The 24,626-nt window shown below is 68.3% G+C and carries 21 protein-coding genes and 2 tRNA genes; 5 read left to right on the forward strand and 18 right to left on the reverse strand.

The window, feature by feature from the left end:
• The first annotated feature begins 55 nt into the window (after positions 1 to 55).
• Positions 56 to 907, forward strand: coding sequence for a prephenate dehydratase (gene pheA, locus K9U15_RS11265; RefSeq protein ID WP_087190550.1), 852 nt, complete (start codon positions 56 to 58; stop codon positions 905 to 907).
• Positions 908 to 912: 5 nt separating this feature from the next.
• On the opposite strand, the gene K9U15_RS11270 is transcribed toward pheA, so the two are convergent.
• From K9U15_RS11270 to K9U15_RS11305, 8 genes are all read right to left on the reverse strand, one after another.
• Positions 913 to 1,491, reverse strand: coding sequence for a manganese efflux pump MntP family protein (locus tag K9U15_RS11270; RefSeq protein ID WP_096228311.1), 579 nt, complete (start codon positions 1,489 to 1,491; stop codon positions 913 to 915).
• Positions 1,492 to 1,917: 426 nt separating this feature from the next.
• On the reverse strand, positions 1,918 to 2,793 hold the full coding sequence (locus tag K9U15_RS11275; RefSeq protein ID WP_087190651.1) for an adenine glycosylase: 876 nt from the start codon (positions 2,791 to 2,793) through the stop codon (positions 1,918 to 1,920).
• Positions 2,784 to 3,332 carry an Rrf2 family transcriptional regulator gene (locus K9U15_RS11280; RefSeq protein WP_096228310.1) on the reverse strand — a complete coding sequence of 183 codons (549 nt, stop codon included), beginning with the start codon at positions 3,330 to 3,332 and terminating at the stop codon, positions 2,784 to 2,786. The genes K9U15_RS11275 and K9U15_RS11280 overlap by 10 nt, the downstream gene beginning before the upstream one ends.
• A 5-nt stretch (positions 3,333 to 3,337) precedes the next feature.
• Positions 3,338 to 4,969 carry a ribonucleotide reductase subunit alpha gene (locus K9U15_RS11285; RefSeq protein WP_123674111.1) on the reverse strand — a complete coding sequence of 544 codons (1,632 nt, stop codon included), beginning with the start codon at positions 4,967 to 4,969 and terminating at the stop codon, positions 3,338 to 3,340.
• 198 nt (positions 4,970 to 5,167) lie between these two features.
• Positions 5,168 to 5,920 (reverse strand): HAD family phosphatase, encoded by a 753-nt coding sequence (locus K9U15_RS11290; protein WP_087190546.1) that lies wholly within the window; start codon positions 5,918 to 5,920, stop codon positions 5,168 to 5,170.
• A gap of 84 nt (positions 5,921 to 6,004) precedes the next feature.
• On the reverse strand, positions 6,005 to 7,885 hold the full coding sequence (locus K9U15_RS11295) for an ABC transporter ATP-binding protein (protein ID WP_096228308.1): 1,881 nt from the start codon (positions 7,883 to 7,885) through the stop codon (positions 6,005 to 6,007).
• Positions 7,882 to 10,044 (reverse strand): ABC transporter ATP-binding protein, encoded by a 2,163-nt coding sequence (locus K9U15_RS11300; protein ID WP_301156128.1) that lies wholly within the window; start codon positions 10,042 to 10,044, stop codon positions 7,882 to 7,884. The genes K9U15_RS11295 and K9U15_RS11300 overlap by 4 nt, the downstream gene beginning before the upstream one ends.
• On the reverse strand, positions 10,035 to 10,562 hold the full coding sequence (locus K9U15_RS11305) for a MarR family winged helix-turn-helix transcriptional regulator (RefSeq protein WP_301156129.1): 528 nt from the start codon (positions 10,560 to 10,562) through the stop codon (positions 10,035 to 10,037). The genes K9U15_RS11300 and K9U15_RS11305 overlap by 10 nt, the downstream gene beginning before the upstream one ends.
• Positions 10,563 to 10,773: 211 nt before the next feature.
• Between K9U15_RS11305 and K9U15_RS11310 the strand changes: the two genes are divergently transcribed.
• The 3 genes from K9U15_RS11310 (at position 10,774) to K9U15_RS11320 (ending at position 11,429) form a co-directional block, all read left to right on the forward strand.
• Positions 10,774 to 10,850 (forward strand) — tRNA-Asp (locus K9U15_RS11310).
• A 111-nt stretch (positions 10,851 to 10,961) separates the two neighbouring features.
• Positions 10,962 to 11,038: transfer RNA gene (locus K9U15_RS11315), tRNA-Asp, on the forward strand.
• 211 nt (positions 11,039 to 11,249) lie between these two features.
• Positions 11,250 to 11,429, forward strand: coding sequence for a hypothetical protein (locus K9U15_RS11320; RefSeq protein WP_096228305.1), 180 nt, complete (start codon positions 11,250 to 11,252; stop codon positions 11,427 to 11,429).
• A gap of 271 nt (positions 11,430 to 11,700) precedes the next feature.
• Here the strand turns inward: K9U15_RS11320 and K9U15_RS11325 are convergent, their stop codons facing one another.
• Genes K9U15_RS11325 through K9U15_RS11360 form a run of 8 tightly spaced genes read right to left on the reverse strand, consistent with a single transcriptional unit; the run spans position 11,701 to position 21,623 of the window.
• Positions 11,701 to 12,420: a TIGR03936 family radical SAM-associated protein gene (locus K9U15_RS11325; RefSeq protein WP_301156131.1), complete on the reverse strand. Its 720-nt coding sequence runs from the start codon at positions 12,418 to 12,420 to the stop codon at positions 11,701 to 11,703.
• On the reverse strand, positions 12,413 to 14,377 hold the full coding sequence (locus tag K9U15_RS11330) for a TIGR03960 family B12-binding radical SAM protein (protein WP_301156132.1): 1,965 nt from the start codon (positions 14,375 to 14,377) through the stop codon (positions 12,413 to 12,415). The genes K9U15_RS11325 and K9U15_RS11330 overlap by 8 nt, the downstream gene beginning before the upstream one ends.
• Positions 14,378 to 14,408: 31 nt before the next feature.
• Positions 14,409 to 15,665, reverse strand: a complete 1,257-nt coding sequence (locus K9U15_RS11335) for a YcjF family protein (RefSeq protein WP_087190539.1) — start codon at positions 15,663 to 15,665, stop codon at positions 14,409 to 14,411.
• Entirely contained in the window at positions 15,649 to 16,884 is a 1,236-nt protein-coding gene (gene rodA / locus K9U15_RS11340) for a rod shape-determining protein RodA (protein WP_301156133.1), read from the reverse strand. The genes K9U15_RS11335 and rodA overlap by 17 nt, the downstream gene beginning before the upstream one ends.
• A 14-nt stretch (positions 16,885 to 16,898) precedes the next feature.
• Positions 16,899 to 19,073 (reverse strand): penicillin-binding protein 2, encoded by a 2,175-nt coding sequence (gene mrdA, locus K9U15_RS11345; RefSeq protein WP_301156135.1) that lies wholly within the window; start codon positions 19,071 to 19,073, stop codon positions 16,899 to 16,901.
• A gap of 10 nt (positions 19,074 to 19,083) precedes the next feature.
• The gene (mreD, locus tag K9U15_RS11350; RefSeq protein ID WP_087190536.1) at positions 19,084 to 19,608 is read right to left on the reverse strand and encodes a rod shape-determining protein MreD; all 525 of its coding nucleotides are present in this window, start codon (positions 19,606 to 19,608) and stop codon (positions 19,084 to 19,086) included.
• Positions 19,605 to 20,549, reverse strand: a complete 945-nt coding sequence (gene mreC / locus K9U15_RS11355) for a rod shape-determining protein MreC (protein WP_096228300.1) — start codon at positions 20,547 to 20,549, stop codon at positions 19,605 to 19,607. The genes mreD and mreC overlap by 4 nt, the downstream gene beginning before the upstream one ends.
• Before the next feature lie 18 nt (positions 20,550 to 20,567).
• On the reverse strand, positions 20,568 to 21,623 hold the full coding sequence (locus K9U15_RS11360; protein ID WP_080142680.1) for a rod shape-determining protein: 1,056 nt from the start codon (positions 21,621 to 21,623) through the stop codon (positions 20,568 to 20,570).
• A 237-nt stretch (positions 21,624 to 21,860) separates the two neighbouring features.
• Between K9U15_RS11360 and K9U15_RS11365 the strand changes: the two genes are divergently transcribed.
• Positions 21,861 to 22,466, forward strand: a complete 606-nt coding sequence (locus tag K9U15_RS11365) for a hypothetical protein (protein WP_301156136.1) — start codon at positions 21,861 to 21,863, stop codon at positions 22,464 to 22,466.
• 71 nt (positions 22,467 to 22,537) lie between these two features.
• On the opposite strand, the gene K9U15_RS11370 is transcribed toward K9U15_RS11365, so the two are convergent.
• Positions 22,538 to 23,830, reverse strand: coding sequence for a Ni/Fe hydrogenase subunit alpha (locus K9U15_RS11370; RefSeq protein WP_154270643.1), 1,293 nt, complete (start codon positions 23,828 to 23,830; stop codon positions 22,538 to 22,540).
• Positions 23,831 to 23,839: 9 nt separating this feature from the next.
• Positions 23,840 to 24,625, reverse strand: coding sequence for an NADH:ubiquinone oxidoreductase (locus K9U15_RS11375; RefSeq protein WP_301156137.1), 786 nt, complete (start codon positions 24,623 to 24,625; stop codon positions 23,840 to 23,842).
• Between the last annotated feature and the right edge of the window lies 1 nt (position 24,626).

Below are 24,626 nucleotides of genomic sequence, written 5' to 3' on the forward strand. Positions count from 1 at the left end.
CATAAGATGGCGCGCAAAGCGACCGGCACATCCGCATCGACCGAAGGACAACCCCATGCCCGTCTCCGCACCCGTGTTCGCCTACCTCGGCCCCGCCGGCACCTACACCCACGAGGCCGCCCGCGCCTTCGCGGCGCGCCTCGGCATCGACGAGCCCGCGCTTCTGGAATGCGCGTCGTTCGACGAGGTGTTCGACGCCGTGGACCGCGGCAAGTGCGAGTTCGGCGTGGTGGCGAAGGAGAACTCGCTCGAGGGGTCGGTCACGGCCACGCTCGACAACTTCGCGTTCAAGAGCCAGGCCTCCATCCTGGGCGAGCACGTGCTCGACATCCACCACTGCCTGGTGCTGCACCCCGACGCGAAGTTGGAGGACGTGACCTGCGTGGCCTCGCACGCCCAGGGGCTCGCGCAGTGCCGGCGCTTCCTGGCCGAGCGGCTGCCGGGGCGCGCGACGATCACCACGTCGTCCACCGCCGAGAGCGCGCGCATGGCCGCCGAGGACGTGCACGTGGCCGGCATCGCGAACGCCTTCGCGGCCGAGCTGCACGGCGCGCGCGTGGCCGAGCGCGACATCGAGGACCATTTCGGCAACCAGACGCTGTTCGCCCTCATCGGCCGCCAGGGCCACCCCGCCGTGTTCCGCGGCGAGCGCTACAAGACCTCGCTCGCGCTGTTCCTGCAGGTGAACCGCGCCGGCACGCTCAACATGATACTGTCGGAGTTCGCCTACGCGGGCATCGACCTGTCCATGATCCAGTCGCGTCCCACCAAGCAGCAGCTGGGCGACTACATGTTCTTCATCGAGTTCGAGGAGAGCGCGAACGCCCTGGCCGTGCAGACCGCCTTGAACTGCCTGAGGCTGAAGCTGCGCGAGGTGAAGGTGCTCGGCAGCTACCCCGTGGATTAAGGGCGTTAGAGCGCCAGGATGCCCAGGTGCTCCAGCAGGATCTTCGTGCCGATGAGGACGAGGACGACGCCTCCGGCGATGGCGGCGGCTTTCTCGTAGCGCGCGCCGAAGCGATGGCCCACGGCCACGCCCACGAGAGCCAGCACGAACGTGGTGGCGCCGATGAGCCCCACGGACAGGGCTATGTCCACGCGCAGGAACGCGAACGTGATGCCCACGGCGAGCGCGTCGATGCTCGTGGCGATGGCGAGCATGACGAGCTCCCGCAAGTCGAGCCTGCCGTCGGCAGGGCAGGACAGCTCATCGTCGTCCTCATGGAAGGCGTCCCACAGCATCTTGCCGCCGATGAGCGCCAGCAGGCCGAAGGCAATCCAGTGGTCCACCGGCGTGATGTAACGTTCGAACTGCGTCCCCAGCGCCCAGCCGAGGAGCGGCATAAGTCCCTGGAAACCGCCGAAGAACAGCGCGATGACCAGCGCCTGGCGCATGTCCAGGCGCTTCATGCACAGGCCCTTGCACACCGATACGGCGAAGGCGTCCATCGACAGCCCCACCGCGATCAAGAACAGCTCCGCGAATCCCATGGTCGTATTCCTCTCGTCTTCTCCGCGATCCCCCTGGCCGCGCCGCAGCGCCGATCCGGGCTGCAGGCAAAAAAACACCGGCGCGTGCGCACCGGCTGCAGAAGCGAGCGGTGCGGCGTCGAGCGCCACACCGCGAGTCTTGTCGTTTCAGGTTGCGCCAGCTTCGAGAAGAAGCAGCATGTTGACGCAGCCGCACCCTTCGGCGCCGACTACTCCCCCACGGGATTCGGATATTCTAGCACAGGTTTCCGCCGCCAAGACGGGAAACGCCATGCCGCAGCCTCCGTTTTCGTCCGCTTCCCTGATCAGGCGTAATATGCTCTATCACCTGCTCAGGAGCTTGCCGAGACGTGGACGAGAACAGAGGCTATGGCAAACACCGGCCCCGTGGCGCCCAGTCGACGCGGACCATAGCCGCCCCGCCCCCTAAGCGAAGAGCAGGTCGCCCTCCCGGCGGAAGAAGCCCTCGGAAACCAGGTCGGCGACGATGCCGTCGAACACGTCCGCATCCACGCAGGGGCGGCCGGCAGCCTGCTCGAAGGCGTCCAGGCGCTCGGCCAGCTCCGGCACGGCGATGCCCGGAGCAGCCAGCACGATGCGCACGAGCTCGGCGCGCTTCTGCCGTCGCGACCCCTCGAAGGCCGACTGGCGCGTATGGTGGGCGCTGCGCCGCGACGGGTTCGCCACCTGCGTCTTCAGATGCGCACCGTAGTCCAAAAGCGCGTAATACCATGCCCGGGCGCCCTCCTCGGGGCACGTGTCCGCCACGAGGGGAGCCAGCTCCCGATCCCTCACGCCCTCGCGGTTCGGGAACAGCTCGTGCAGGAACACCGTGCGCACGTTCGTCTCCAGGTAGAGCGAGGGGCGGTCGAAGGCGAACGCCACGACGCCGGCCGCCGTGGCCGGGCCGATACCGGGCAGCTGCACCAGCTCCTCGGCCGTGCAGGGCAGCTGACCGCCGCGCTCGGCGGCGCAGAGGTCGGCCGTCCTCTTCAGCGCAAGGGCACGGCGGTTGTAGCCGAGCCCCTGCCACTGGGCCAGAACGTCGGACGTGTCGGCCGACGCAAGCGCGTCGATCGTGGGGAACAGCGCCATGAAGCGCTCCCAGAACCGCCCCACGCGCGCCACCTGCGTCTGCTGGAGCATGATCTCGGACACGAGCACGGCGTAGGGGTCGTCGAGGTTGCGCCACGGAAGGTCGCGGTAAAGAGCCGCCCCCCGCTCGCGCACGAGCGCCGTGAACGCCTCGCGGTCGGGCACGGCGGGCGGCCACGCGGGCCGCGGGCCGTCCGTCAGCGGCATGGGCCCTGCGTGCAGGTCCGGCGCGCGCACGCGCAGGCGCTCGCCCGCGCCTCCGACGCGTCGCGGGGCACGACGGCGCCGACGTCCGGCGAGGGCGCCTCCCCCGCGCCCATGGCCCCCTCCACCACGGGATGGGTGGCTCCCTGTTCGAACAGGTCCTTGAGCGTGATGGATGCGAAGTAGCCGTTGAGCAGCCTGTCCGCGCCCTGCCACACCTTGTTGTAGGCGCATTCCGGCTGCTTCTGGCAGTAGTCGGGATCCAGGGCGCACAGCGAGATGCTCACCGGCCCCTGGATGGCCTCCAGCACTTCCAGCAGCGTCACCTCGGCCGGATCGCAGTTGAGTATGAGACCGCCGTGCGCGCCGCGCACGGTCTTTATGAGGCCTCCCTTCACCAGGTCGTGCTGGATACTGCGCGCGAACGCGTAGGGTATGTCCTCGTCCTCGGCGATGTCGGACACGGATACGTAGGCGTCGCCGCTCTTGTAGGCGGCCCGGAGGATACGGCAGGCGTAATCGCAGCGTCGCGTGATATCCATAAAGTCTACTCCTCGGTTCCTTTCAGCAGATCGTCGAGATGGTCGAGGTCGCGGCGGAAGTCCCGCACGACGGCGTCCTCGAGGGCACGGTACTCGTCCGAGTCGAGCGGCTGGTATGCCGCCAGCTTGTCGAACAGGTTGTCTGCGGTGACGGGCACGTAGCGCCGTGCCACGAGGCTGGCCTTGTAGGCTTCCTCGATGGCCTCGCGCGCCGCCATGTAGATGTCGTAGCGGGGCATGCCGGAGGACAGACGCACGAGGTCGACCCGATTCACGCCGCGCAGCGACGGATGCTCGCGCGCGATCTCCATCCAGATGTCCACGCGCTCCTCCGGCGTGGGATAGTCGATGTCCACGATGGACAGCGGCTCCAGCAGGTCGTAGAAGAACGGGTCGATCTCCCCCGCCTCCGCCGCCGAGGCCAGCACGAACACGTCCGGGTTCTCCACCGCCGAGCGGACGAGGCCGATAGCCTCGCGCGCGCCGCGCGACAGGCTGGAGAACACGAAGCCGCCGAAGTCGTCGCCGCCCTCGGTCATGGGCGACGCCCACAGGTCCAAGTCCTCCAGCATGAGCACGCCCGGCCCCTCGAAGGCGTTGCGCGCGGCGTTGAGCTGGGGCTGGTTGTCGGCCTGCGCCATGACGCACAGCACGGGCATGCCCTGGAGGTTCTCCTCCATGCGCATGCGGATGGCCGGCATGTCAAGCTCGCCGAGCGTGGCCGCCATGAAGCGGTTCGCGTCCTCGCGGGCGGGCGAGCGGAAGAGTATCGCGTCGGCAGCCGGCATGCGGTCCAGGCCGTGGCGCGCGTTGAGCAGCTCCACAAGGCTCTGGAACTGGGGGTCGTCCTGCATTCCCAGACCGAAGTCGCGCATGAGCGCTACCGCGTCGTTGTAGCCGACGATATCGGCGTAAGAGATGCGCTCGATCGCCGACACCACGGCGTGCGCGTCGGCATCGGCGCCCATGGCGTCCTCCACCGCCTTGGCAGCCTGGGCGAGCGCCGAGGCATGCTCGGAAGATGCGCCCTTCCCCTGGTCGCCCTTCGTGCCGCCCGCCTCGCGCCGCCAAGCTGCGGCGTCCTTGTCGGCTTCCCCGGCGTTCTCGGCAGCCTTCGCCGTATCGTCCCCGGCCTCGGCAGCCTCCGCCTCCTCCGGGTCGGGCAGCGCCGCACGCGGTGATCGCGGGAGCGTGACGTGCTCCACCTTCATGAGCCGCGGCGCATCGATGCCGAGGAAGTCCTGGGAGATCATGTCGGTCATGTCCTCCAGGTCCTCGCGCGTCAGCCCGAACTCCTCCAGCTTGTCGAGCGCAAGGCGCTGCAGCTGCTCGGCGCAAGCGGCCACCTCGTCGGAGGCCAGATAGGGCTCCAGCTTCTCGAAGATGTACTCGGCAAGCGAGCGCTCTTTCAGCTTGCAGGCCAGGGCCCATGCCTGGCGGAGGCCCCCCACGGCCTCGTCGTCGGGCGCGTAGGCGCCGTGCGCCCCCTTCTCGAAGGCGGCGAGGTACAGGTGCATGCCCAGCACCGCGTCGCCCGCCGCGCAAGCTTGCGCGGCACGGTGCAGGTAGTCGGCGGCAGAGTTGCCGTATTCGTCGTTCTGGCTTGGTGAGCTGTTCGCGTCAGCGTTCTCGAACATGGACCCACCTCCTTCGCAAGTATGTTTCGCCTGTCAGATGCGCAATTGTATATGGTCAAGTCGCATTTTACCGGACTGGAGGGCAGGCGCATAGGGCGCGCCGCAAAAACCTCAAAACGTCACGGGATGGAAAGGGATGGGACAGGGGGACGGGGATGCCGCCGCAAGCGAATGAGACGTCATCCCCGTCCCCCTGTCTCACCAGCCGAGAACCGTCCAGCCCTTCTCGCGGGCCGTGCGGGCGAGCGGGCGGTCGGGGTCGACGGCAAAGGCGTGCCGGGCGGCGCCCAGCACCGCGCGATCTGAGTGGTGGTCGCCGTAGGCGCTGTCCAGCACCCAGTTCCCCGGCCCGAAGCGGTTGTCGCCGAAGCGCTGCACGGCCGCTATCTTCTCCTCGCCCTCCACGGGCAGGCCCTCCACCTCGCGGGTGTACGTGCCGTCGGGCGCCTTGCGCATGCGCGTGGATATTTGGAACGCGAAGGGATGGTGCTCCATGGCGCGCAGGATGATGGGCTCGAACGTGGCCGAGATGACCACCACCGTGTCGCCCGCCGCCGCATGGGCGCGCATGGCGGCATCGGCTTCGGGGCGGAACAAAAGCGCGATGCGCTCGTCGTAGAAGTCGGCCAGGAATCGGTCCACCTCCTCGGCCGATCGCCCTTCGAACGCCGTGAACACCAGGCTGCGCACCTTGCTCTCGTTCTGGGGCAGGCGCAGCTTGTAGGCCGCCGCCCACAAGAGGATGCGGAAGATCACCCGCTTGCGCAGCATGCCGCGCTCCATGAGGTGCTGCACGAGCAGCACGGGCGAGTTGCCCTCGATGCTCGTGCCGTCGAAGTCGAACACTGCGAGCCGCGCCGGCCCGGTGCCCTCGCGGCCCGTGTCAGGGCCGGCGAACGGCACGCCGTCGCCCTGGTGTTCTTCCGTATTCGTCTCCCCCGGTCGGGACATAGGCCATCCTCATCGTCGCGACGAGGTCCGGCCCGCATGCCCGGCCGCGGGCCCGCGCGCGGCCGGGCCCCTCCCGCGGTCGCGCTAGTCCTCGATCTCGTCGATAGTCTCAGCGAACTGTGAATTATACAGCTCCGCGTAGAAACCGCCAAGTTGAAGCAGCTCCTCGTGCGTGCCCTGCTCCACGATATCGCCGTCGCGGATGACGAGGATGAGGTCCGCGTTCTTGATGGTGGACAGGCGGTGCGCGATGACGAACGAGGTGCGCCCGGCCATGAGGTTGTCCATGGCCTTCTGGATGCGCTCCTCGGTGCGCGTGTCCACCGAGCTTGTGGCCTCGTCCAGGATGAGCATGCGGCGGTCGGCCAGGATGGCGCGCGCGATGGTGAGCAGCTGGCGCTGTCCCTGGCTGATGTTGCTGGCGTCCTCGTTGATCTCGGTGTCGAAGCCCGCAGGCAGCGTCTGGATGAAGTGGTGCACGTAGGCCGCCTTCGCCGCCGCCTCCACCTCCTCGTCGGTGGCGTCCAGCTTGCCGTAGCGGATGTTGTCGCGGATGGTGCCGTGGAACAGCCACGTGTCCTGCAGCACCATGCCGAACATCGAGCGCAAGTCGTCGCGCGCGAAGTCGCGGATGTCGTGGCCGCCTATCTTGATCGAGCCCGACTGCACGTCGTAGAAGCGCATGAGCAGCTTCACCATCGTGGTCTTGCCGGCGCCGGTGGGGCCCACGAGCGCCACGGTCTGCCCCTCGGTGACGCGCGCCGAGAAGTCCTCGATGACGGGCTTGGCCGGATCGTAGCCGAAATGAACATGGTCGAACTCGACCTCGCACTCCACCTCGCCAGACGTCACCGTCGCATGGTCCGGCTCCTCCTCGGGCTCGTCCAGGAACTCGAAGATGCGCTCGGCGGCGGCGGCCATCTGCTGCAGCACGTTCGACACCTGCGTGAGCTGCGTTATGGGCTGCGTGAAGTTCTTCACGTACTGGATGAACGCCTGGATGTCGCCCACGGTGATGACGCCCTGCACGGCCAGGAAGCTGCCGGTGATGGCCACGGCCACGTAGCCGAGGTTGCCCACGAAGTTCATGATGGGCTGCATGAGGCCGCTGAAGAACTGGCTCTTCCACGCCGAATTGTACAGGCGCGCGTTCGTCTCGTTGAAGTTGTCCACCGTGCCGTCCTCACGGTTGAACGCCTTCACGATGGCGTGGCCGGAGAACGTCTCCTCCACCAGGCCGTTGATCTCGCCCAGCGTGCGCTGCTGCGCCAGGAAGAACTTCTGCGAGCGCTTCACCACCACCATGATGAGCACCACCGACACCGGAAGGATGACCACGGTGATGAGCGTCATGAGCGGGTTGATGGTCAGCATCATGACGAGCACGCCGACGATGGTGGTGACGGACGTGATGAGCTGCGTGACGCCCTGGTTCAGGCTCTGCCCGAGCGTGTCCACGTCGTTGGTGATGCGCGAGAGCGTGTCGCCCACCGAGTTGCGCTCGAAGTAGCCCATGGGCATGCGGTCGATCTTCTCGGCGATGGAGCGGCGCAGCTGGTAGCTGGTGCGCTGCGACACCGACGACATGATCCAGCCCTGCACGAACGAGCAGGCCGCGGACAGCAGGTACAGCCCCAGCGTGAACAGCAGGATCTGCGCGATGGCGTCGAAGTTGATGCCGCCCGAGCCGTCGATCTTCGCCACAATTCCGTTGAACAGCTCGGTCGTGGCCGTGGACAGCACCTTCGGCCCGATGATGTTGAACACCGTGGAGCCGATGGCGAACACGAGCACCACCACGAGTGCCGCCTTGAAGCGGCCCATGAAGGCGATCATCTTCTTGAGCGTGCCCTTGAAGTCCTTGGCCTTCTCGCCGGGCATCATGCCGTGGCCGGGCCCGTGGCCGCCCATGGGGCCGCGGCGCAGCGGGCGGCGCGTGGCCGCCCCATTCGCCTGAGCGCTCATGCCGCATCACCTCCGTTCAGTTCCTCGGCCGAGAGCTGCGACATCGCTATCTCCCGGTACTCCTCGCAGCTCTCCATGAGCTCGCCGTGCGTGCCCTGGCCGACGATCCGGCCGTCGTCGAGCACGACGATCTTGTCGGCGTGCAGGATGGTGGAGATGCGCTGGGCCACGATGACCACCGTCTTGCCGCCCAGGCGCGTGTGCAGCTCCTGGCGCAGCGCCGCGTCGGTCTTGTAGTCCAGCGCCGAGAAGCTGTCGTCGAAGAGGTACGCCCGGGCCTCGGTGGCGAGCGCGCGGGCGATGGCCAGGCGCTGGCGCTGGCCCCCCGACACGTTCGTGCCGCCCTGCGAAACCTCTGCGTCGAGCCCCTCGGGCTTAGAGGCGATGAAGTCCGATGCCTGGGCCACCTGGGCCGCCAGCTCGACGCGCTCCTCGGGCATGCCCTCGTCCGAATAAGCGATGTTCGATTGGATGGTGCCGCTGAACAGGAACGCCTTCTGCGGCACGTAGCCCAGCTGCGCGCGCAGCGCCTCCTGGCTCACGTCGCGGACGTCCACGCCATCCACGGTGATGGAGCCGCAGGTGACGTCGTAGAAGCGCTCGATGAGCTTCACCACCGTCGACTTGCCCGACCCGGTGGAGCCGATGATGGCCGTGGTCTGCCCCGGCTCGCAGGCGAAGTCCAGGTTCTCCAGCACGCATTCCTTCGAGTCGCCGTACTTGAAGCTCACGTCGTCGAACACGATGCGGGCGCCGCCCGTGCGGCCGGCCAGCTCGGCGTCGCGCGCCGTCTCGGGCGCGGGGTCGCAGATGGTGGGCTGCTTCTCCAGCACCTCGTTCACGCGCTGCGCGGCCACGTCGGCGCGCGGCAGCATGATGGAGATCATGCCGATCATGAGGAAGCTCATGATGATGACCATGGCGTAGGTGATGAACGCGATGAGGTCGCCCGTCTGGATGGTGCCGTTGTCGATGTAGCCGCCGCCCACCCACACGATGAGCACGGACACGCCGTTCATGATGAGCATCATCAGCGGCATCATGAACGTCATGACGCGGTTCGTGAACAGCTGCGTCTTCATGAGGCGCGTCGAGGCCTCGTCGAAGCGCTGCTCCTCGAAGGGCTGGCGGTCGAACGCGCGGATGACGGGCAGGCCCGTGAGCATCTCGCGCGAAACGAGGTTCACGCGGTCGATGAGCTTCTGCATGATCTTGAACTTGGGCATGGCCACCTTCATGAGCACGACGATGAGGATGCCGATGACCACCACGGCCAGCACGATGATCCAGCTCATGGCCAGGTTCGTGCGCGACACCATGATGATGCCGCCGATGGCCAGGATGGGCGAGTACAGCACCATGCGCAGCAGCATGACGGTGACCATCTGGATGAGCTGCACGTCGTTGGTGCCGCGCGTGATGAGCGAGGCGGCCGAGAAGGACTGCACCTCGGCGTCCGAGAACGACACGACGCGCCGAAACAGCTTAGCGCGGAGCGTCGCGCCCACCTTGGCGGCCGTGCGGGAGGCGAGGAAGCCCACGAGGATGGCCACCGCCATGCCGAGGGCCGTGAGGCCCAGCATGGTCAGGCCGATGCGCACGAGGTAGCGCATCTGGATATCGGACAGGTTGTAGCCGAGCTGCTCGTACTCGGCGCGCGCGGCCGCGATGGCCTGCTGGTCGACGATGGAATCCCCCATGTCGCCCATCTGCTCCTTCGCCTTGTCCAGCATGTCGAGTATCTGCTGCTTCTGCACGGCGCCCGCCTGGTAGGCTTGCAGGGCCTGGTCGAGGTCGAGGTCGGGAACCTGATGGGAGTAGTGGATGGCCACAAGCGGCAGAGACACCATGCGGTCGAGCTCGGCCTGCTCCCTCTCGCCCTGGGCGTTCAGCTTGTACGTGCCCTGGTCGGTCTTGGCGTAGGCGGCATCGAACGTCTTCTCATCGCCCTCCGGCAGCATCATGGCCACGAGGTCGTGGGTGCGGGCGGTCATCTCCTCGGTGGCGGCGTGCTCAACGCCCGACTGCTGGATGCCCACGTCCACGATCTGGGACGTGTAGTTCGGCAGCGCCAGGTCGGTGAACGCCTGCACGATGAGCAGGCACACGATGAGCACGACTGCGATCTTGGAGTTCTTGAGGTAGCGGACTATGCGCACGGGGCATCTCCTCCTTCGGGGACGCGCGGCACAGAGGACGCGGCGCCAAAGGGGCATGGCGCCGACCCGTCGCTCGTGTGCGTGAGGTCGTGGAACGCCACGACGCGTTTGAGGATGCGCACGAGGTGCGCCATGTCCTCCTCGCCCACGTACGCCATGACCTGCTCCATGTGCTCGTCGCGCATACGGCGCCCCTCGGCGGCGAACCGGCGCCCCTCGCCGGTGAGGTTCACCGTGACGGCGCGGTAATCATCTCCCGAGCGATGCCGCTCGATGAGGCCCTTCTCCTCGAGCGCCTTGAACGTCTGCGACAGCGCGCTGGGGGTCGTGTGCGAGAGCTCCGCCACACGACCGGGCCTGATAGGCTCGCCGTGCTCCTCCAGCATCGCCACCGTCATCATGGTGCGCGCCTCGGAGGGCGTCACGCCTTCGGGCGTGGGCGGGGTGATGCGGTCATGCCGCATGCGCTGCATGAGCTCGTACAGCTCGCGCTTCGTCTCGGCGAACGATTCGTCCACGGCGTCTCCTTTCCCTGCTCCTTATAGTTTAGCTGCTAAACCTTAGCATAATTTATATTTTAGACTCTAAATTGTTTACACGTACACACAACCTGCACGGATGCCGCGCGGCCGCCCTCTCGGCAATGCCGAATCGCGATCCGAAATATTTCAAAATAGGGTATTGCGCCGAAGGGACGCTACCGGTAGAATAATCCGCGCTGCAAAGCACGGGGTGTTAGCTCAGTTGGTTAGAGCGCCGGCCTGTCACGTCGGAGGTCGCGAGTTCAAGTCTCGTACATCCCGCCATTCGAATCTGGAAAGCCCGCCTTCAGCGGGTTTTTTCTTTGAGGCGAAAAGTCTGGATTAGGGTATTGCGCGAGAAGGCAACACCCGGTAGAATAACCACCACTGCTTCACGGGGTGTTAGCTCAGTTGGTTAGAGCGCCGGCCTGTCACGTCGGAGGTCGCGAGTTCAAGTCTCGTACATCCCGCCATTCGAACCCAAAGGCTCCAAGCGAAATCGCTCGGAGCCTTTTTCTGTTGGCGATGCCCCGGGGCGCCTCCGGGCAGCCCATACGGCCGCGGGATGGGGTTGCGCTGGAATTAGTCCTCTGGGCATATACCTCCGTCCGGTCGCATTCACTATACTCGGGGAAAAGCGCCCTACGGCGCGCCTGCGCACTCGCAACCGAAAGGAAGGTCCCCGTGAAGGAGAAGCCCCTCGCCTCGCCCGGCGCCGCACCGGCAGACGGCTCCATCCCCGAACCGCGGAAGAAGGTCGCGCGACCGTCGCGCGACGGCATACCCAGCCGCAGCGACAAGGAGGCTTACGAGGCGTGGCTCAAGCAGCTGAAGGCGCCCGACCGCTCTAACTGCCGGGCTTGATAGCCGTCCGCGGCATCGGTCGATGCCAGAAGAACCCGCTTCGCCGCAAGCGGCCGAAAGCGAGAAAGGGAGCGGGAGCGGAGGCTGCACCGAAAGCTTAGCCTCGCCGCTTCTAACAGGTTGGGCGTAGGGCAAGGGCCCTTCCCTTGCCGGCAAGCGGGACCGCCCCGCAGGCTGCGGCAGGGGCAGGGCCCTTGCCTACGAGGCGATCCCATGACGGCCCCGCTTTAGGGCTTTCGATACGGCCCCCTGCCCCCCATCGAGCAGCGTGTCAGGCGCGTTGCTCGATGCGCGTGAGGGTGACGATGCGCAGGCGCTCGCCCGGCGCGCAGGGCTCGGCGGAGAGGCCGCCCTCCGGAAGGCCGCCGGCCACCGTATCCGCCGCAGCGCTGTCTGCGGGCATATCCGCCTCCGCGGCGTTGTACGCATCCACGCAGGCGCTCAGCAGCACGTCGGGGCGCAGGGAGCCCGTGGGCTTCGCCTCGAGGGTGAACGTTGCCACGGCGCCGGCAAGCTCGATGCCGCCTACGAGGAAGCCGGCCGTGTGCAGCACCTTCTCCTTCTTCTTGCGCACGACGGTTATCTCGTCGGGCACCGGCAGCACGGCGGGCGCGCACGACAGCAGCGCGCGGTACGTGCTCAGCGGGTACGCGACGGAGGCGGCGGGTGCGGAAGCCTCGATGTAGCGGCATTCCTTCGCCATGAGATCGGGGGCGCTGGCCGCCTGGAGCGCCTCGAGCGCCCGCTCGGGCGGCACGTAGCGCGTAAGCTGCAGGTCGAACACCTCGTGCAGCCCTCCCACGCCCACGGGCAGGGCGGCCCCGAAGGCGATCTTCATGTGGGGCGAGAAGCCCTGGCTGATGGCGAACGGCAAACCGGCGCGCCTCACGGCGCGCTCGAGCGCACGGGCCACCTCGAGGTGGCTCAGCAGCGCCAGGCGCCCCTGCTTGCAGAACTCAACGCGCAGGCGGAAGTTGCGAGGATCAGCCACGGGAGGCCTCCTTACCTTCGGCGGTCGCAGGCACGGCCTCATCGCGGCCTCCTCCGGCAGGCTCGCCCGCGGCATGCTGCAGGGCGGCGGGCGCCGTGCGCGGCGCGGCCAGCTCGTTGTCGGCCCCGAGCGCGGGGCAGGCGCCGCACGCCGAGCACCGGCCGAACGTGCAGTCCGGCGTCGCGCGGCCCTCGTCGGCCAGGCGGCGCTCCCGTGCGAGGAAGCGCGGGGACACGCCCGTGGAGATATGCTCCCACGGCATGACGCGGTCCGTCGGGTAGCCCGTCTGCGCGATGGCCTCGGGGTCGACGCCCGCCTCGTCGGCAGCCGCCCGCCACGCCTCGCCGTCGAAGCACTCCGTCCAGGCGTCGAAGCGAGCGCCGCGCCGCCAGGCGGCCTCGACCCACGCCGCCGCCTCGCGGCCCGCACGGCTCATGACCGCCTCCACGAAGCTCGTGGCCGGATCGTGCCAGTGCACGTCAACGGCCTTGTACTTCACGCTGCGACGCAGGATGCCCACGCGACGCAGCGCCTCCTCGGGCGTTATCTGCCCGTCCCACTGGAACGGCGTCTGGGCCTTCGGAACGAAGAGCGCACACGACACGCTCACGCGCACGTTGCCCCGCTGCTCGGGCGGCACGGCGGCTTTCGCGCGGTCGTAGGCACGGCTCGCCAGGCTCGCAATGCCCTTGATGTCGTCGTCCGTCTCGGTGGGCAGGCCTATCATGAAGTACAGCTTGACGCGCCGCCATCCGGCCGCGAACGCCGCGTCCAGGGCGCCGAACAGATCCTCCTCGGTCACGTTCTTGTTGATGACGTCGCGCAGGCGCTGAGTGCCGGCCTCGGGCGCGAACGTGAGTCCGCCCTTCTTCTGGCCCGCCACCAAACCCGCCATGTCCACGCCGAACGCGTCCAGGCGCTGCGAGGGCACCGAAATCCGCACGCCCTTGCCGTCGCAGGCATGGTTGAGGCGCGTGAGGATGTCCGCGATCTGGGAGTGGTCCGTCGACGAGAGCGACGTCAGGCTCACCTCGTCGTAGCCCGTCGCGGCGAGCCCTGCCAGCGTGGACGCCACCACGTTGTCGACCGAGCGCTCGCGCACGGGGCGGTACATCATGCCCGCCTGGCAGAAGCGGCAACCGCGGGCGCACCCGCGCAGCACCTCCACGTTCAGGCGATCGTGCACCACCTCGGTGAACGGCACGATGCACGGCTCCCAGCCAGGGCTTTCCGCAAAGCCCCCGAACAGGCGCTTCTCTATGCGCACCGGAAGGCCCTCCTCGAGGGGCTCGATCCACGAGCCCGCTTCCTGGGCCTCGGGCTCGCTGCGCCAGCGGTAGAGCGACGGCACGTACCAGCCCGGTTCGTGGGCAAGCGCCCGCAGGATGGCCGCGCGCGGCGCGCCCTCGGCGCGCAGGCGCCTGACGAGCGCGAGCGCCTCGGGCACGGCTTCCTCCCCCTCGCCGATGCTGAAGGCGTCGAAGAACGGCGCGTACGGCTCGGGGTTGAACGCACAGGGGCCCCCGCCCAGCACCAGCGGGTCGCCCTCGCCGCGCGCGTCGGCACGCAGCGGGATACCGGCCAGGTCGAGCGTCTCCAGCACGTTCGTGGCAGCCAGCTCGTGCGGCAGCGTGATGCCCACCGCGTCGAACTCGGCCACGGGAGCGCAGCTCTCGATGGAGAACAGCGGCAGGCCCTCGGCGCGCATGGTGTCGCAGAGCGTCGGCGCCGGCAGGAACGCGCGCTCGGCGGCCATGCCGTCCACTGCGTTCACCGCGTTCACGAGGATGCGCACGGCCTGGTTCGCCTGCCCCAGCTCGTAGGTGTCGGGATAGACCATGCAGAAGCGGAAGTCCGCGTCGGGCTTGTACACGCATCCCCATTCGCGGTTGATGTAGCGCGCGGGACGCTCCGCATCGCCGAGCAGCGCCTTGAGGCGCGGCCAGAGATCCGTCATTGGATTCGACCTTCTTTCGTTGGGAAGCGCGCTAGTGCGCGGAGGGACGCGTGACCTTGAGACGCGAGCGCGCGGCGCCGGCCACCGAGCGCGCGGCGCTCCGGGCCGCCGCAGGCGCTTCCACACCGGCAGCCTGGGCGCCGGCCTGCACGACCGACGAGGCGAACGGCACGGCCGACCCGGCGGCGCTGCGCGCGACGCCGGCCACCCTCGTCGCGGCCGAGCGCGCGGCATCGGCCACGCGACCGCCGCCCCGCACAGGCGCCGCAGCATGGGCCGGCGCGGGAGAAGGCTCGCCGCACACGGTCTCGCGGGCGTCCTCGGCCAGCTCGACGGCTTTGTCGCGGGCCCGGACCACCACCCCGGCGAGGCCCGCCATGCTGCCGCCCTCCTCGAAGTACTCGATGGCGGCGCGGCCCATGGCCTGGGTGCCCGTGTAGCCGATGGCAGCCTTCACGGCCCAGCCGAGCGCGGGCACGAACGCCACCACTTGGCGTGCCACCGAGCGCAGCGCGAATGCGCCGCCCACGACGGCAGCCAGCTCCTTCACGCGCTCCATGCTCATGGGCTCGCCGTACGCGGCGGCTATCTGGAGCAGCATCTTCGCCTGGTTCAGCGTCATGATGGGCAGGTCGGCGCCGGGAATGAACACCACGAGGCCGACGCCGGCGTTCTGCATGGCCGTTGCGTTCACGGCGTCCACGGACAGCGGACGGCGCACGAACGGGAACGCCAACGCGAACGCCAGGCGCTTGTCATGGCAGGCGGCGATGATCCACTCGCCCATACGGCGGTCGAGCGAGGCGGCGGCGTGCTCGTCGAGCACGTACGGCTCGGCGGCGGCCACGGGCGCCGCGCCGTCCGTGCGGGCGGGCAGCAGGCGCCCCCCGCGCCCCGGCGCATCGGGCGCCACCACGTCGGCATGCGGGATGGGATGGCCTTGCGACTGCGCGATCTCGGCCACGAGCGAGGGCATGGTGGTGGCAACCATGACGGGCACGCCTGCGGCGCGCAGCTCATCGGCATAGGCTCCCACCTGGTCGGAGAAGCCTGCCACGATGACGGCCATGTCGTCGCCGGCATACGGCGCGAACGGACGCCCGTCCAAGTACATCAGCGACACCCGCGCATGCGGGCTCGCGCTGGCGAACGCGCCGCGCACCCGCGCGACGACGTCGCCGGGGGCGCTCTCGTCGATGTACACGCTCACCGACAGCGGCGTCTGCCGCGCCTCGTCGATGTTCGTCGCCTCGTCGATGACGGCCTTCACGTCAACGGGTATCTGCATAGCTGCCCTTCTTCCCGGTCGCAGTGTTGTGGGCCCATACCGAGCCTACGAGCCCCAGCATGATGAAGTTCATGATCGTGCCCGTCGAACCGTAGCTCATGAACGGCAGGGGTATGCCCGTGATAGGCATGAGCCCGCAGGTCATGCCAATGTTCTCAAGTATCTGGAACAGCCACATGCCCACCACGCACATAACGATGAGCAGGCCGAACAAGTCGCCGGCCGAGCCGGCTATGCGGAAGCTTACCAAAACGAGCACGAGGTACAGCCCCAGCAGCACCACTACACCGAAAAACCCGAGTTCCTCGGCCAGCACGCAGAAGATGAAGTCGGTGGGCGCCTCGGGCAGTATTCCCAGCGCATGCTGGGACCCCTGCATGTAGCCCTGGCCGAACAGGCCGCCCGACCCGATGGCTATCTGCGCCTGCTTCAGGTTGTAACCGTTGCCCGTCGGATCCATGTCGGGGTCGAGGAACACGAGCAGGCGGGCGCGCTGGTAGTTCTTGAGCAGCTTGTACTCCACGGTGCCGTCGGCGTTGCGCACGGCCAGCACCTCGTCGAGCGCGAACACGCAGGCCACGGCCACGATGCCGGCAGCCAGCGTGACCAGCAGGAACTTCGGCCGTGCGCCGCCCACCACGAGCGCCACCGCGCCGATGAACAGGTACACGAGGCCCGTGCCCAGGTCGGGCTGCGTCATGATGCACAGAAACGGGATGAGCATGATGCCGACCGCCTTGAGGTACTCGCGCAGATCGTCGAGCCTGCCGCCGTAGCGCGCCATGACGCTCGCGTCCAGCAGGATGACGGTGATCTTCGCGAACTCGCCGGGCTGGACCTGCGGGAGCGGGCCCAGCTTGATCCAGGACTGGGAGCCCATGCCCGCATCGGTTCCCAAGCCGGGGATGTGCGGCGAGAGGATGAGCACCACGTTCACGATGAGGAACAGCGTAGTGAACTCGGACAGGCGCCGGTAGTCGAAGCGCCAGAGCACGATCATGACCACGGCGCCCGCCGCCACCAAGGCTGCCTGGCGCGGGAAGCTGTAGTCGGGGTCGCCGTACACGGCCGAGTACACCACGACGAGGCCGTAGCCCGCGAGCAGCGCCACCACCACGACGAGCGGCAGGTTGAGCGAGGGGAAACGGCGCGAGCGCGTGGCATCGACAACGGCCTTGTCGGGCGTCCTCACCGAGTTTATCTGCGGCGGCTGGGCCATGGCTGCCTCCCTTCCTAGTCCGTTCGTCCCGACGAGCCGGACGTCGCCAGCTCCTGCGACTTGCCCGTGGACCCCGCGACGGAGCCCACGTCCGTGAGCTCGCCCGCATCGGCGTTGAGCGCGGCGGCCAGCACCTCGATGCCGAGCGGCGCGCCGACGGCCGAGCCGCCGCCGCCCTGCTCGACCACGCATGCCACGACGTACTTCGGGTCGTCGAAGGGCGCGTAGCAGGCGAACCAGGCGTAGTCCTCCTTGCCGGAGACCTCGCCCGTACCCGTCTTGCAGGCCACCGTGGCGGGATCGAGGCCGAACTTGTTGAACAGCGCCACGAGCTCGGCGTTCTCGGTGGACACGCCCTTCAGGGCGTCGCGCATGACGGCCAGGTTCTCGGGCTTCACGTCGGGCGTGCCCACGACCTCGGGCTCGAACGACCTCACCACCTCGCCCGAGGAGTTGCGCACCTCCTTCAGCAGGTGAGGCTTCATGAGGTTGCCGGTGGCGATGGCACCGTAGGCAACGGCCACCTGGATGGGCGTGACCAGCACGTCGCCCTGCCCGATGGCCATGTTCGTGTTGAAGCCGCCCTTCCACACCGCCTCCGTCGGGTAGTCGCGGAAATGCTCCGCGCGCCATTCCGGCGTGGGGATGCGGCCGACCTCCTCGATGTTGCCCAGGTCGATGCCCGTCTTCTTGCCGAACCCGTACTTCGCGATCTCGTCCTGCATGGCCGTATCGCTGATGGAGCCGCCCTGGCTCCTGCTGGCCTGGAAGAACTGCTTGCCGATATCGTAGAACACGACGTCGCACGAGTTCACGACGCCTCCGCGGAAGTCGAGCACGCCATGCCCGCTGTGCTTCCAGCACATCTGCCGCTGACCGGTATTGAAGCCGTCCCACGAGCCGCCGCAGTCCCACGTCCTCTTCGTGTCGGCGAACCCGTAGGCGAGCGCCGCGAGGCCGGTGAACGCCTTGTAGGTGGATGCGGCGGGGTACGTGCCCGAAACGGCGCGGTTCAGCATGGGGTGGTACGACTCGTCGGTGTTGAACAGGTCCCAGGTCTCCAGCGATATGGTCCCCGTGAACGTCTCCGGCGAGAACGTGGGGTAGCTCGACAGCGCCACGATGCCGCCGTCGCGCACGTCCATGACCACGACGGCGCCGGCGCAGCCCTTGCCCGTGCCGATGACGCCTTCCTTCGGGGCGATGAGCTCGGCGAGGGCGCGGTCGCACACGTACTGCACGGGGGCCTTCACGCACAGGTACACGTCGCTGCCGCGCTCGGGCTGCGTCTCGCTCGCCACCTCCACCACGTTGCCCTCGGCGTCGGCCACGACGGTGCGCTGGCCGTGGTCGCCCGCCAGCAGGTGGTCGTACACGCTCTCGACGCCCGCGCGGCCCACCGTGTCGCCCAGCTCGATCTCGCGCCCGTCGGGGATCACGGCCAGGTCGTCGGCCGTCACGGAGCCGGTGTAGCCCACCGCATGCGCCGCGAGGGCGCCGTAGGGGTAGTCGCGCACGGTGCGCGTCTGCACGGCCACGCCGGGGAACGCGTCGGCGTGCTCGGAGATGAAGGCCACGTCGCGCAGGCGCACGTCGCTCGCCACCACGCGCTGGCTCTGCGCGCCGCCCGTGGCGTCCTGGATGCGCTGGCGCACCACGTTGTACGGCACCCCCAGCACGGTGGACAGTCGCTGCACCACGTCGCGGTCGTTCGCCACCTCGGCGTCCGCCAGCACGGTGAGCGACGAGCGGTTCTTCACGATGGCCACGCCGTCGGCGTCGTAGATGTAGCCGCGCGGGGCGGGCGTGGGCACGACGGTGAACTTGTTCTTCTGGGCCGCGCTGGAGAACGTCTCCGAGGCCAGCACCTGCATGCTCCAGAGCTTCGCTCCGAGCGAGCCGAAGATGGCCGCCGTGAGCACGCCCATGGCGAGGAAGCGGGGCTTCAGCCCCTCGGAGGCCGCCTTGGAGGCCGGCTGCGACGAGTTCACGCGCGGTGCCGCAGCGCCGCCCGCGCGCTTGCCCGCGCCGCCCAACGTCGAGGACACGCCCACATTGCCCACCGAGCGCACGTCCTTCTTCTGGCCGGCGTAGGGGGTCTTCGTGCGGCTGCGCACGACGAGCACCGCCACGATGACGGCGACGGCCGCCACGAGCGTGACGGCGGCTGCGATGAGGGCGGCGATCACGGGCGGCCTCCTAGCGCAGGCGCGGCGTGCCGGGTTGGGCCGGCGCGGCGCCCGCAAGGACGCGCGCGGCAAGCGGGTAGAGCACGAGGCCTATCACGCAGTCGTAGAGCGCGCACGGCAGCGCGCGGTACAGGAACACGTCGAGCGCGCCGGCGTCGAAGCCGAGCGCCAGCAGGAACGCGGCGTAGAGCGCCTCCACGAGCACCGTGGCCGCCACGAAGATGACGAGCGGCATGAACAGCGTGTCGTTGTCGAGCACGGCGAAGGCCCGCGCGGCCAGAAACGTCATGAGCACCAGCAAGAAGGCCATGGCCCCCACCGGGCCGCCGGACACCAGGTCGAACACGAGGCCCAGCACGAACGGCATCACCGGGCCGGCCGTCGCCGGGCGCACGATGGCCACGAGCAGCGCGTAGGCCACCACGAAGTTGGGCATAGCGCCGAACAGGGCGATGTTGGGAGCCACGACGATCTGGAGGAGCACCGCGATCACGGCGCCCACCGCGACCGCTATGCCGTCGCGCGTCACGTTCACGATTCACCGCCTCCTTCGCCGTCTCCGTTTTCGCCCGCCGTGTCGCCGCCTGTCGCGCCGGAGCCGCCGGCGCCGGCCTGCGGCGTCGAGCCGAGCGCGCCCTCGGAGTTCAGTCCGCGCACCACCAGCACCTCGGAAAGCGACTCCGCCGTGTCGTTGGGCTTCACCACGATGCGGCCCGTGGCGTTGCCCGCCGCGGCGTCCACCCGCACCACCGTGCCGATGATGAGACCGCGCACGTAGCTGCCGCCCAGCCCCGAGGTCACGATCACGTCGCCCACCACGGGCCAGTTGGCCTCGTCCACGTTCTCCAGGTACAGCAGGCCCTCGAGCGAGCCGCGCACGATTCCCTCACCGCGGTTCGACTGGATGATGGCCGCCGCGCCTGAGTTCTGGTCGGTGAGCAGCCGCACCTCGCAGGTGCGGGCGTCGGTGCTCCTCACCTGGCCCACGACGCCGGTCGCGCCCATGACGGTCATGCCGCTCTCCACGCCGTCGTCGCGGCCCACGTCCAGGGTCACGGTCTGGTTGTACGCCTCCACGCTCTTGCCCACGACGCGCGCGGCCACGCCGTCGATGTCATAGGATTGCTTGAGGTGGAGCAGGCCCTCCAGGCGCTCCGCCTCCTGCTTGTACTCGTCGGCCTCGGCAAGGCGGCGGCGCAGCTCCTCGTTGCTCTCGCGCAAGCCGGAGAGCGTCGACTCGTCGGCCGTGAGGTTCTCGATCCCCTCGCCCGCCGAGGAAACGCCCGCGTCGGCCGCGGCGCCGACGAGCTTGAAGGGCCCGACCGCCACCGCCACGGCCCCCTGCACGGCGTGCAGCGGCCCGCCCTCGCCCTCGCGCGCGTACAGCGTGGCGAGGGCCAAGGAGACCACGAGCAATGCGACGAGCAGCACCCGCTTCGCCGATGCCGATCCGCTCTGTTGGAAGTTGAGGGCCATGCGGTGAGGGGCGCTGCCTTACTTCGACCGCATGAGCGTCTGCTTGAGCGCCGTGGGCGTCTCGAGCACCTTCAGGCATCCGGTGACGACGTTCGTGAGCGCCGTCTCGCTCACCCACACCGGGATCTCCAGCTTGTCGGTGAGGTAGCGGTCCAGCCCGGACAAGAGGCCGCCGCCGCCCGTGAGCAGGATGCCGTTCTGTATGATGTCGGACGCGAGGTCCGGGTTCGTCTTCTTGAACGTCTCCTTGATATGGATGACCATCTCCTCGCAGGGGCCGATGAGCGCGGCGCGCACGTCCTCGGACTGGATGGTCACCTCCTTCGGCTGCTCGGTGATCACGTCCTGGCCGGAGATGATCATGTCGCGTTCGCGGCCGTCCTCGAACGGCAGGATGGAGCCGATCTTGATCTTGATGATCTCGGCCGTGCGCTCGCCGATCTTGATGCCCAGAAGGTCGCGTAGGTGCATAGCGATGGCCTCGTCCATGCGGTTGCCGGCCAGGCGCAGCGACGACGACGTGACGATGCCGCCGAGCGAGATGACGGCCACCTCCGTGGTGCCGCCGCCGATGTCCACCACCATGGAGCCCGTGGGCTCGGTGACGGGCAGGTCGGCGCCCATGGCCGCGGCCATGGGCTCCTCGATGAGGTAGGCCTGGCGCGCGCCGGCCTGGATGGCGGCCTCGAACACCGCGCGCTTCTCCACCGACGTGGCGCCGCACGGGATGCAGATGACGATGCGCGGCTTGGCCTGCCACGGGTACTTGCGCACCGCGGCCTTGTTGATGAACGCCGAGAGCATGGCCTCGGTCACGTCGTAGTCGGCGATGACGCCGTCCTTGAGCGGATGCTCGGCCGAGAACGCCTCGGGCGTGTGGTTGATCATGTTCTTCGCCTCGTGGCCCACCGCGAGCACCCGGTGCGTGCTCTTCTCGATGGCGACGACGGAGGGCTCGTTGATGACGATGCCCTCGCCCGTGATGGCGACCAGTGTATTGGCAGTCCCGAGGTCGATGGCCATGTCCGTAGACATTTGGCCGGTCAGCCCGGAGAACGCGTCTAAAAAGGACATAGAGGCAAACCCCTTGAATTCTCGTATTCCAAGTAAAAACGCATTCTAGCACAGGCGTTGCCCCGGCGTTGAAAATCCACGAGGGGCACACCCCGCCCGGCGGGCGGAATGAGACACGGGGACGGGGATGATGTCTCATTCTGGATTCGCGGACACAACCCCTCCTTGCCGAGCACAACCCCCCCCCATCGTGCAATAATCACGGCATCGCGAATAGCGCCGAGGACAGGAGCCGACATGCCGAGACAAGCCCGTCGAGAATCGAACAGCGGCATATACCATGTCACAGCGCGAGGAGCGGGGCGACGCAGGCTGTTCGAAGACGACAAGGACCGTCTGCGTTTCGTCGAAAGGCTCCGCGCGCTTCCCGAGAAAGACGACGTCAGGCTGCTTGCCTGGTGCCTTAGCGCCCCCGTCGAAACGGAAGCCCACCTTCTCGCCGCGATCCGCTACATCCATCTCAATCCGCTGGACACGGGGGCCTCGCATCCACGCGACTGCCCCTGGAGCAGCTACGGCGAATACGTCGGAAAGCCGCGAATCTGCGACACATCGCTGGTGCTGGAGCTGGTTGGGGGCGCAGAATCCTTCGAGGGATACTGCGACCCGTCCCAAGGCCACGACTACCTGGTAAGCCTGAAGGAGCGGGGGCCCTATTTAAGCGAAGCCGAGGCGGAGCGGGTAGCCGCCTCCCACCTCGGAGCCGATTTCGCAGACCGGCTGGCATTGCTCGACAAGAGCGAGCGGGATCGCGCCCTCAGGAAGCTGCGGGCGCTGGGACTTTCCGTACGACAGATCGAACGGCTCACGGGTGTCGGACGCAACATCGTTGCCCGAGCCTGACGTCGCAGCGCACAGCCAACGCGTTGCAGGGGGACGGGGATGAGACATCATCCCCGTCCCCCTGTCTCATTCTAGTGAACGCTGCAGGACAGGCAGGGGTCGTAGGCGCGCACGAGCTTCTCGATCTCAAGGCGCACCTCGTCCTCTTCGGAGCCGTCGGCCACGAGCTGCTCGGCCAGCAGGCGCATGTCGGCCTCGAGGTTCGCCACGTTCTGGGCGGTGGGCGTCATGATGGAGGCGTGCACCACTCGGCCCTCGGCGTCCAGCTCCAGGTCGTGGAACAGCGCGCCGCGCGGGGCCTCGGTGAAGCCCACGCCGCGACCGGCCCGCACCTCGAAGTCCACCGGCTCGCTCGAGCCCTCCACGGCGCCCGGCTCGGCCAGCGCGCGGCAGATGCCCGCGCAGCGGTCGAGCGCATCGACCAGCTCCACGGCCTGGGCCACGTTGTTCATGAAGGGGTTGCGCTCGGGCGGGCGCAGGCCCGCCTTGGCGGCGGCCACCTTGGCGTTCTGCCCCAGGTGCTGCCACGAGGCGTTGATGCGGGCGAGCGCGCCCGTGAAGAAGGGCGACCCCGTCTCCCTCACGCGCGCCAGCAGCGCGGCGGAATGCGGCACGGCGTACTCCTCCAGGTGCGCTTCCACGTCGTTGGCGTCGAACTCGATGCCGGCGTCCAGGAAGCGCGCCGTGTCGGAGCACTCCACCGGGTAGTAGTCGGGCTCCACCATGGCCAGCAGGTCGCCAGACGTGGCGATGCGCGGCACCGGGAAGCCGGCGAACAGGTCCACGGCCGCAGCCGCGAACGCCGCGAACGAGTCCATCTTGTCGGCAAGGGCGCGGTACTCCCCCGCCCCTATCTCGTGGGTGAAGCCGCCCACCACCGCCGTGATGGGGTGGATGGACCGGCCGCCCACGGCCGTGCACAGCTCGTTGCCGAGCGCCTTCAGCCCGAGCGCCCCCTCGAACAGCGCCGGGTCGCTCTCGGCCAGCGGGAACACGCTCTTCTGCCCCACGAAGTCGGGCGCGGCCAGCACGAACAGGTGCGTGGCGTGGTTCTGCAGGTACGAGCCGTATACCAGCAGCTCGCGCAGGGCCCGGGTGCGGGGCGTGACCTGCACGCCGAAGATGCGCTCGATGGCCTTGAGGTCGGTGACCACGTGGCTGGCCGAGCAGATGCCGCAGATGCGCGAGGAGATGTAGGACACCTCGCGCCAGCTGCGGCCGCGCACCATGCTCTCGAACAGGCGTGCCGGCTCCACCACGTTCATCTCCACGGTCTTCACGGCGCCGTCCTCGATGACCACGTGCACGTTGCCGTGGCCCTCCACCCGTGCGATATGGTCCACGTGTATGGCGGTTTTCGTCATGGAAGCTCCCTACTCGCTCGCCGCTAGGGCGGGATTCACCTGGTTGAACATCTCCAGCGCCTTGTCGAAGTCCGCCACGGGCACGCCGTAGCGCTCGCACGCCTCGCGCGCCGAGGGCAGGTTCGCGTCGGGCGACAGCCCGCGGCACCCGTTGCAGGGCCTCCCCAGGTTCACGCAGCGCGCACCGCACCCGGCACGCGTCACCAGCCCCAGGCACAGCTGCTGCTTGCCGAAGAAGCAGCTCGTCTCGTTGCGCTTGCAGTCGCCGCACATCGTGCGCGTGGGCACGGCCTTGTTCGAGCCGTAGAGCGCGCGCTGGAGCACGTCGATGAAGTCGAGGGAGTCCACCGGGCACGTGCGCACCTCGAAGTCCACGTCGATGACGGCCCCCACGGGCTGCGGCGCTATCATGTCGCCACAGGCCTCGGGCACGAGGTCGTACACCTGGCCCGGCCGCTCGGAGAAGCCCGCCGCCGCCATGCCGGGTATGCCGGCCGTGGTGGCGCAGGCGCCGATGGCGATGACGGCGCCGGCGCGCTCGCGCAGCTGCCGCACGGTCTCCTCAGCCTCCTTGGTGGTCACCGCGCCTTCGATGACGGCGACATCGAAGGCTTCGGGCATGGGCTCGCTCGAGGTCAGCTGCCAGTAGCGCAGGTCTATCTGTCCGAGCACGTCCAGCAGGTGCTCCTCGACGTTCGTGATCTGCAGCTGGCAGCCGAAGCAGCTGGCCAGGCCGACCACCACGACGCGGGGAGGCTGCGGTTTCTCTTGACAGGCTATGCAGTATCCGCTCATA

Source organism: Gordonibacter sp. RACS_AR68 (assembly GCF_030418485.1).
Taxonomy (GTDB): domain Bacteria; phylum Actinomycetota; class Coriobacteriia; order Coriobacteriales; family Eggerthellaceae; genus Gordonibacter; species Gordonibacter urolithinfaciens.

Excerpts from the sequence above, each read along its gene's own strand:
- K9U15_RS11275 (WP_087190651.1), bottom strand. The coding sequence starts at position 2,793 with ATGCCGCTGACGGACGGCCCGCGGCCCGCGTGGCCGCCCGCCGTGCCC.
- pheA (WP_087190550.1), top strand. The coding sequence starts at position 56 with ATGCCCGTCTCCGCACCCGTGTTCGCCTACCTCGGCCCCGCCGGCACC.
- K9U15_RS11360 (WP_080142680.1), bottom strand. The coding sequence starts at position 21,623 with ATGTCCTTTTTAGACGCGTTCTCCGGGCTGACCGGCCAAATGTCTACG.
- K9U15_RS11290 (WP_087190546.1), bottom strand. The coding sequence starts at position 5,920 with ATGTCCCGACCGGGGGAGACGAATACGGAAGAACACCAGGGCGACGGC.
- K9U15_RS11330 (WP_301156132.1), bottom strand. The coding sequence starts at position 14,377 with ATGACGGATCTCTGGCCGCGCCTCAAGGCGCTGCTCGGCGATGCGGAG.
- K9U15_RS11270 (WP_096228311.1), bottom strand. The coding sequence starts at position 1,491 with ATGGGATTCGCGGAGCTGTTCTTGATCGCGGTGGGGCTGTCGATGGAC.
- K9U15_RS11370 (WP_154270643.1), bottom strand. The coding sequence starts at position 23,830 with ATGACGAAAACCGCCATACACGTGGACCATATCGCACGGGTGGAGGGC.
- K9U15_RS11285 (WP_123674111.1), bottom strand. The coding sequence starts at position 4,969 with ATGTTCGAGAACGCTGACGCGAACAGCTCACCAAGCCAGAACGACGAA.
- K9U15_RS11335 (WP_087190539.1), bottom strand. The coding sequence starts at position 15,665 with ATGCAGATACCCGTTGACGTGAAGGCCGTCATCGACGAGGCGACGAAC.
- K9U15_RS11280 (WP_096228310.1), bottom strand. The coding sequence starts at position 3,332 with ATGGATATCACGCGACGCTGCGATTACGCCTGCCGTATCCTCCGGGCC.
- K9U15_RS11365 (WP_301156136.1), top strand. The coding sequence starts at position 21,861 with ATGCCGAGACAAGCCCGTCGAGAATCGAACAGCGGCATATACCATGTC.
- rodA (WP_301156133.1), bottom strand. The coding sequence starts at position 16,884 with ATGGCCCAGCCGCCGCAGATAAACTCGGTGAGGACGCCCGACAAGGCC.
- K9U15_RS11375 (WP_301156137.1), bottom strand. The coding sequence starts at position 24,625 with ATGAGCGGATACTGCATAGCCTGTCAAGAGAAACCGCAGCCTCCCCGC.
- mreC (WP_096228300.1), bottom strand. The coding sequence starts at position 20,549 with ATGGCCCTCAACTTCCAACAGAGCGGATCGGCATCGGCGAAGCGGGTG.
- K9U15_RS11295 (WP_096228308.1), bottom strand. The coding sequence starts at position 7,885 with ATGAGCGCTCAGGCGAATGGGGCGGCCACGCGCCGCCCGCTGCGCCGC.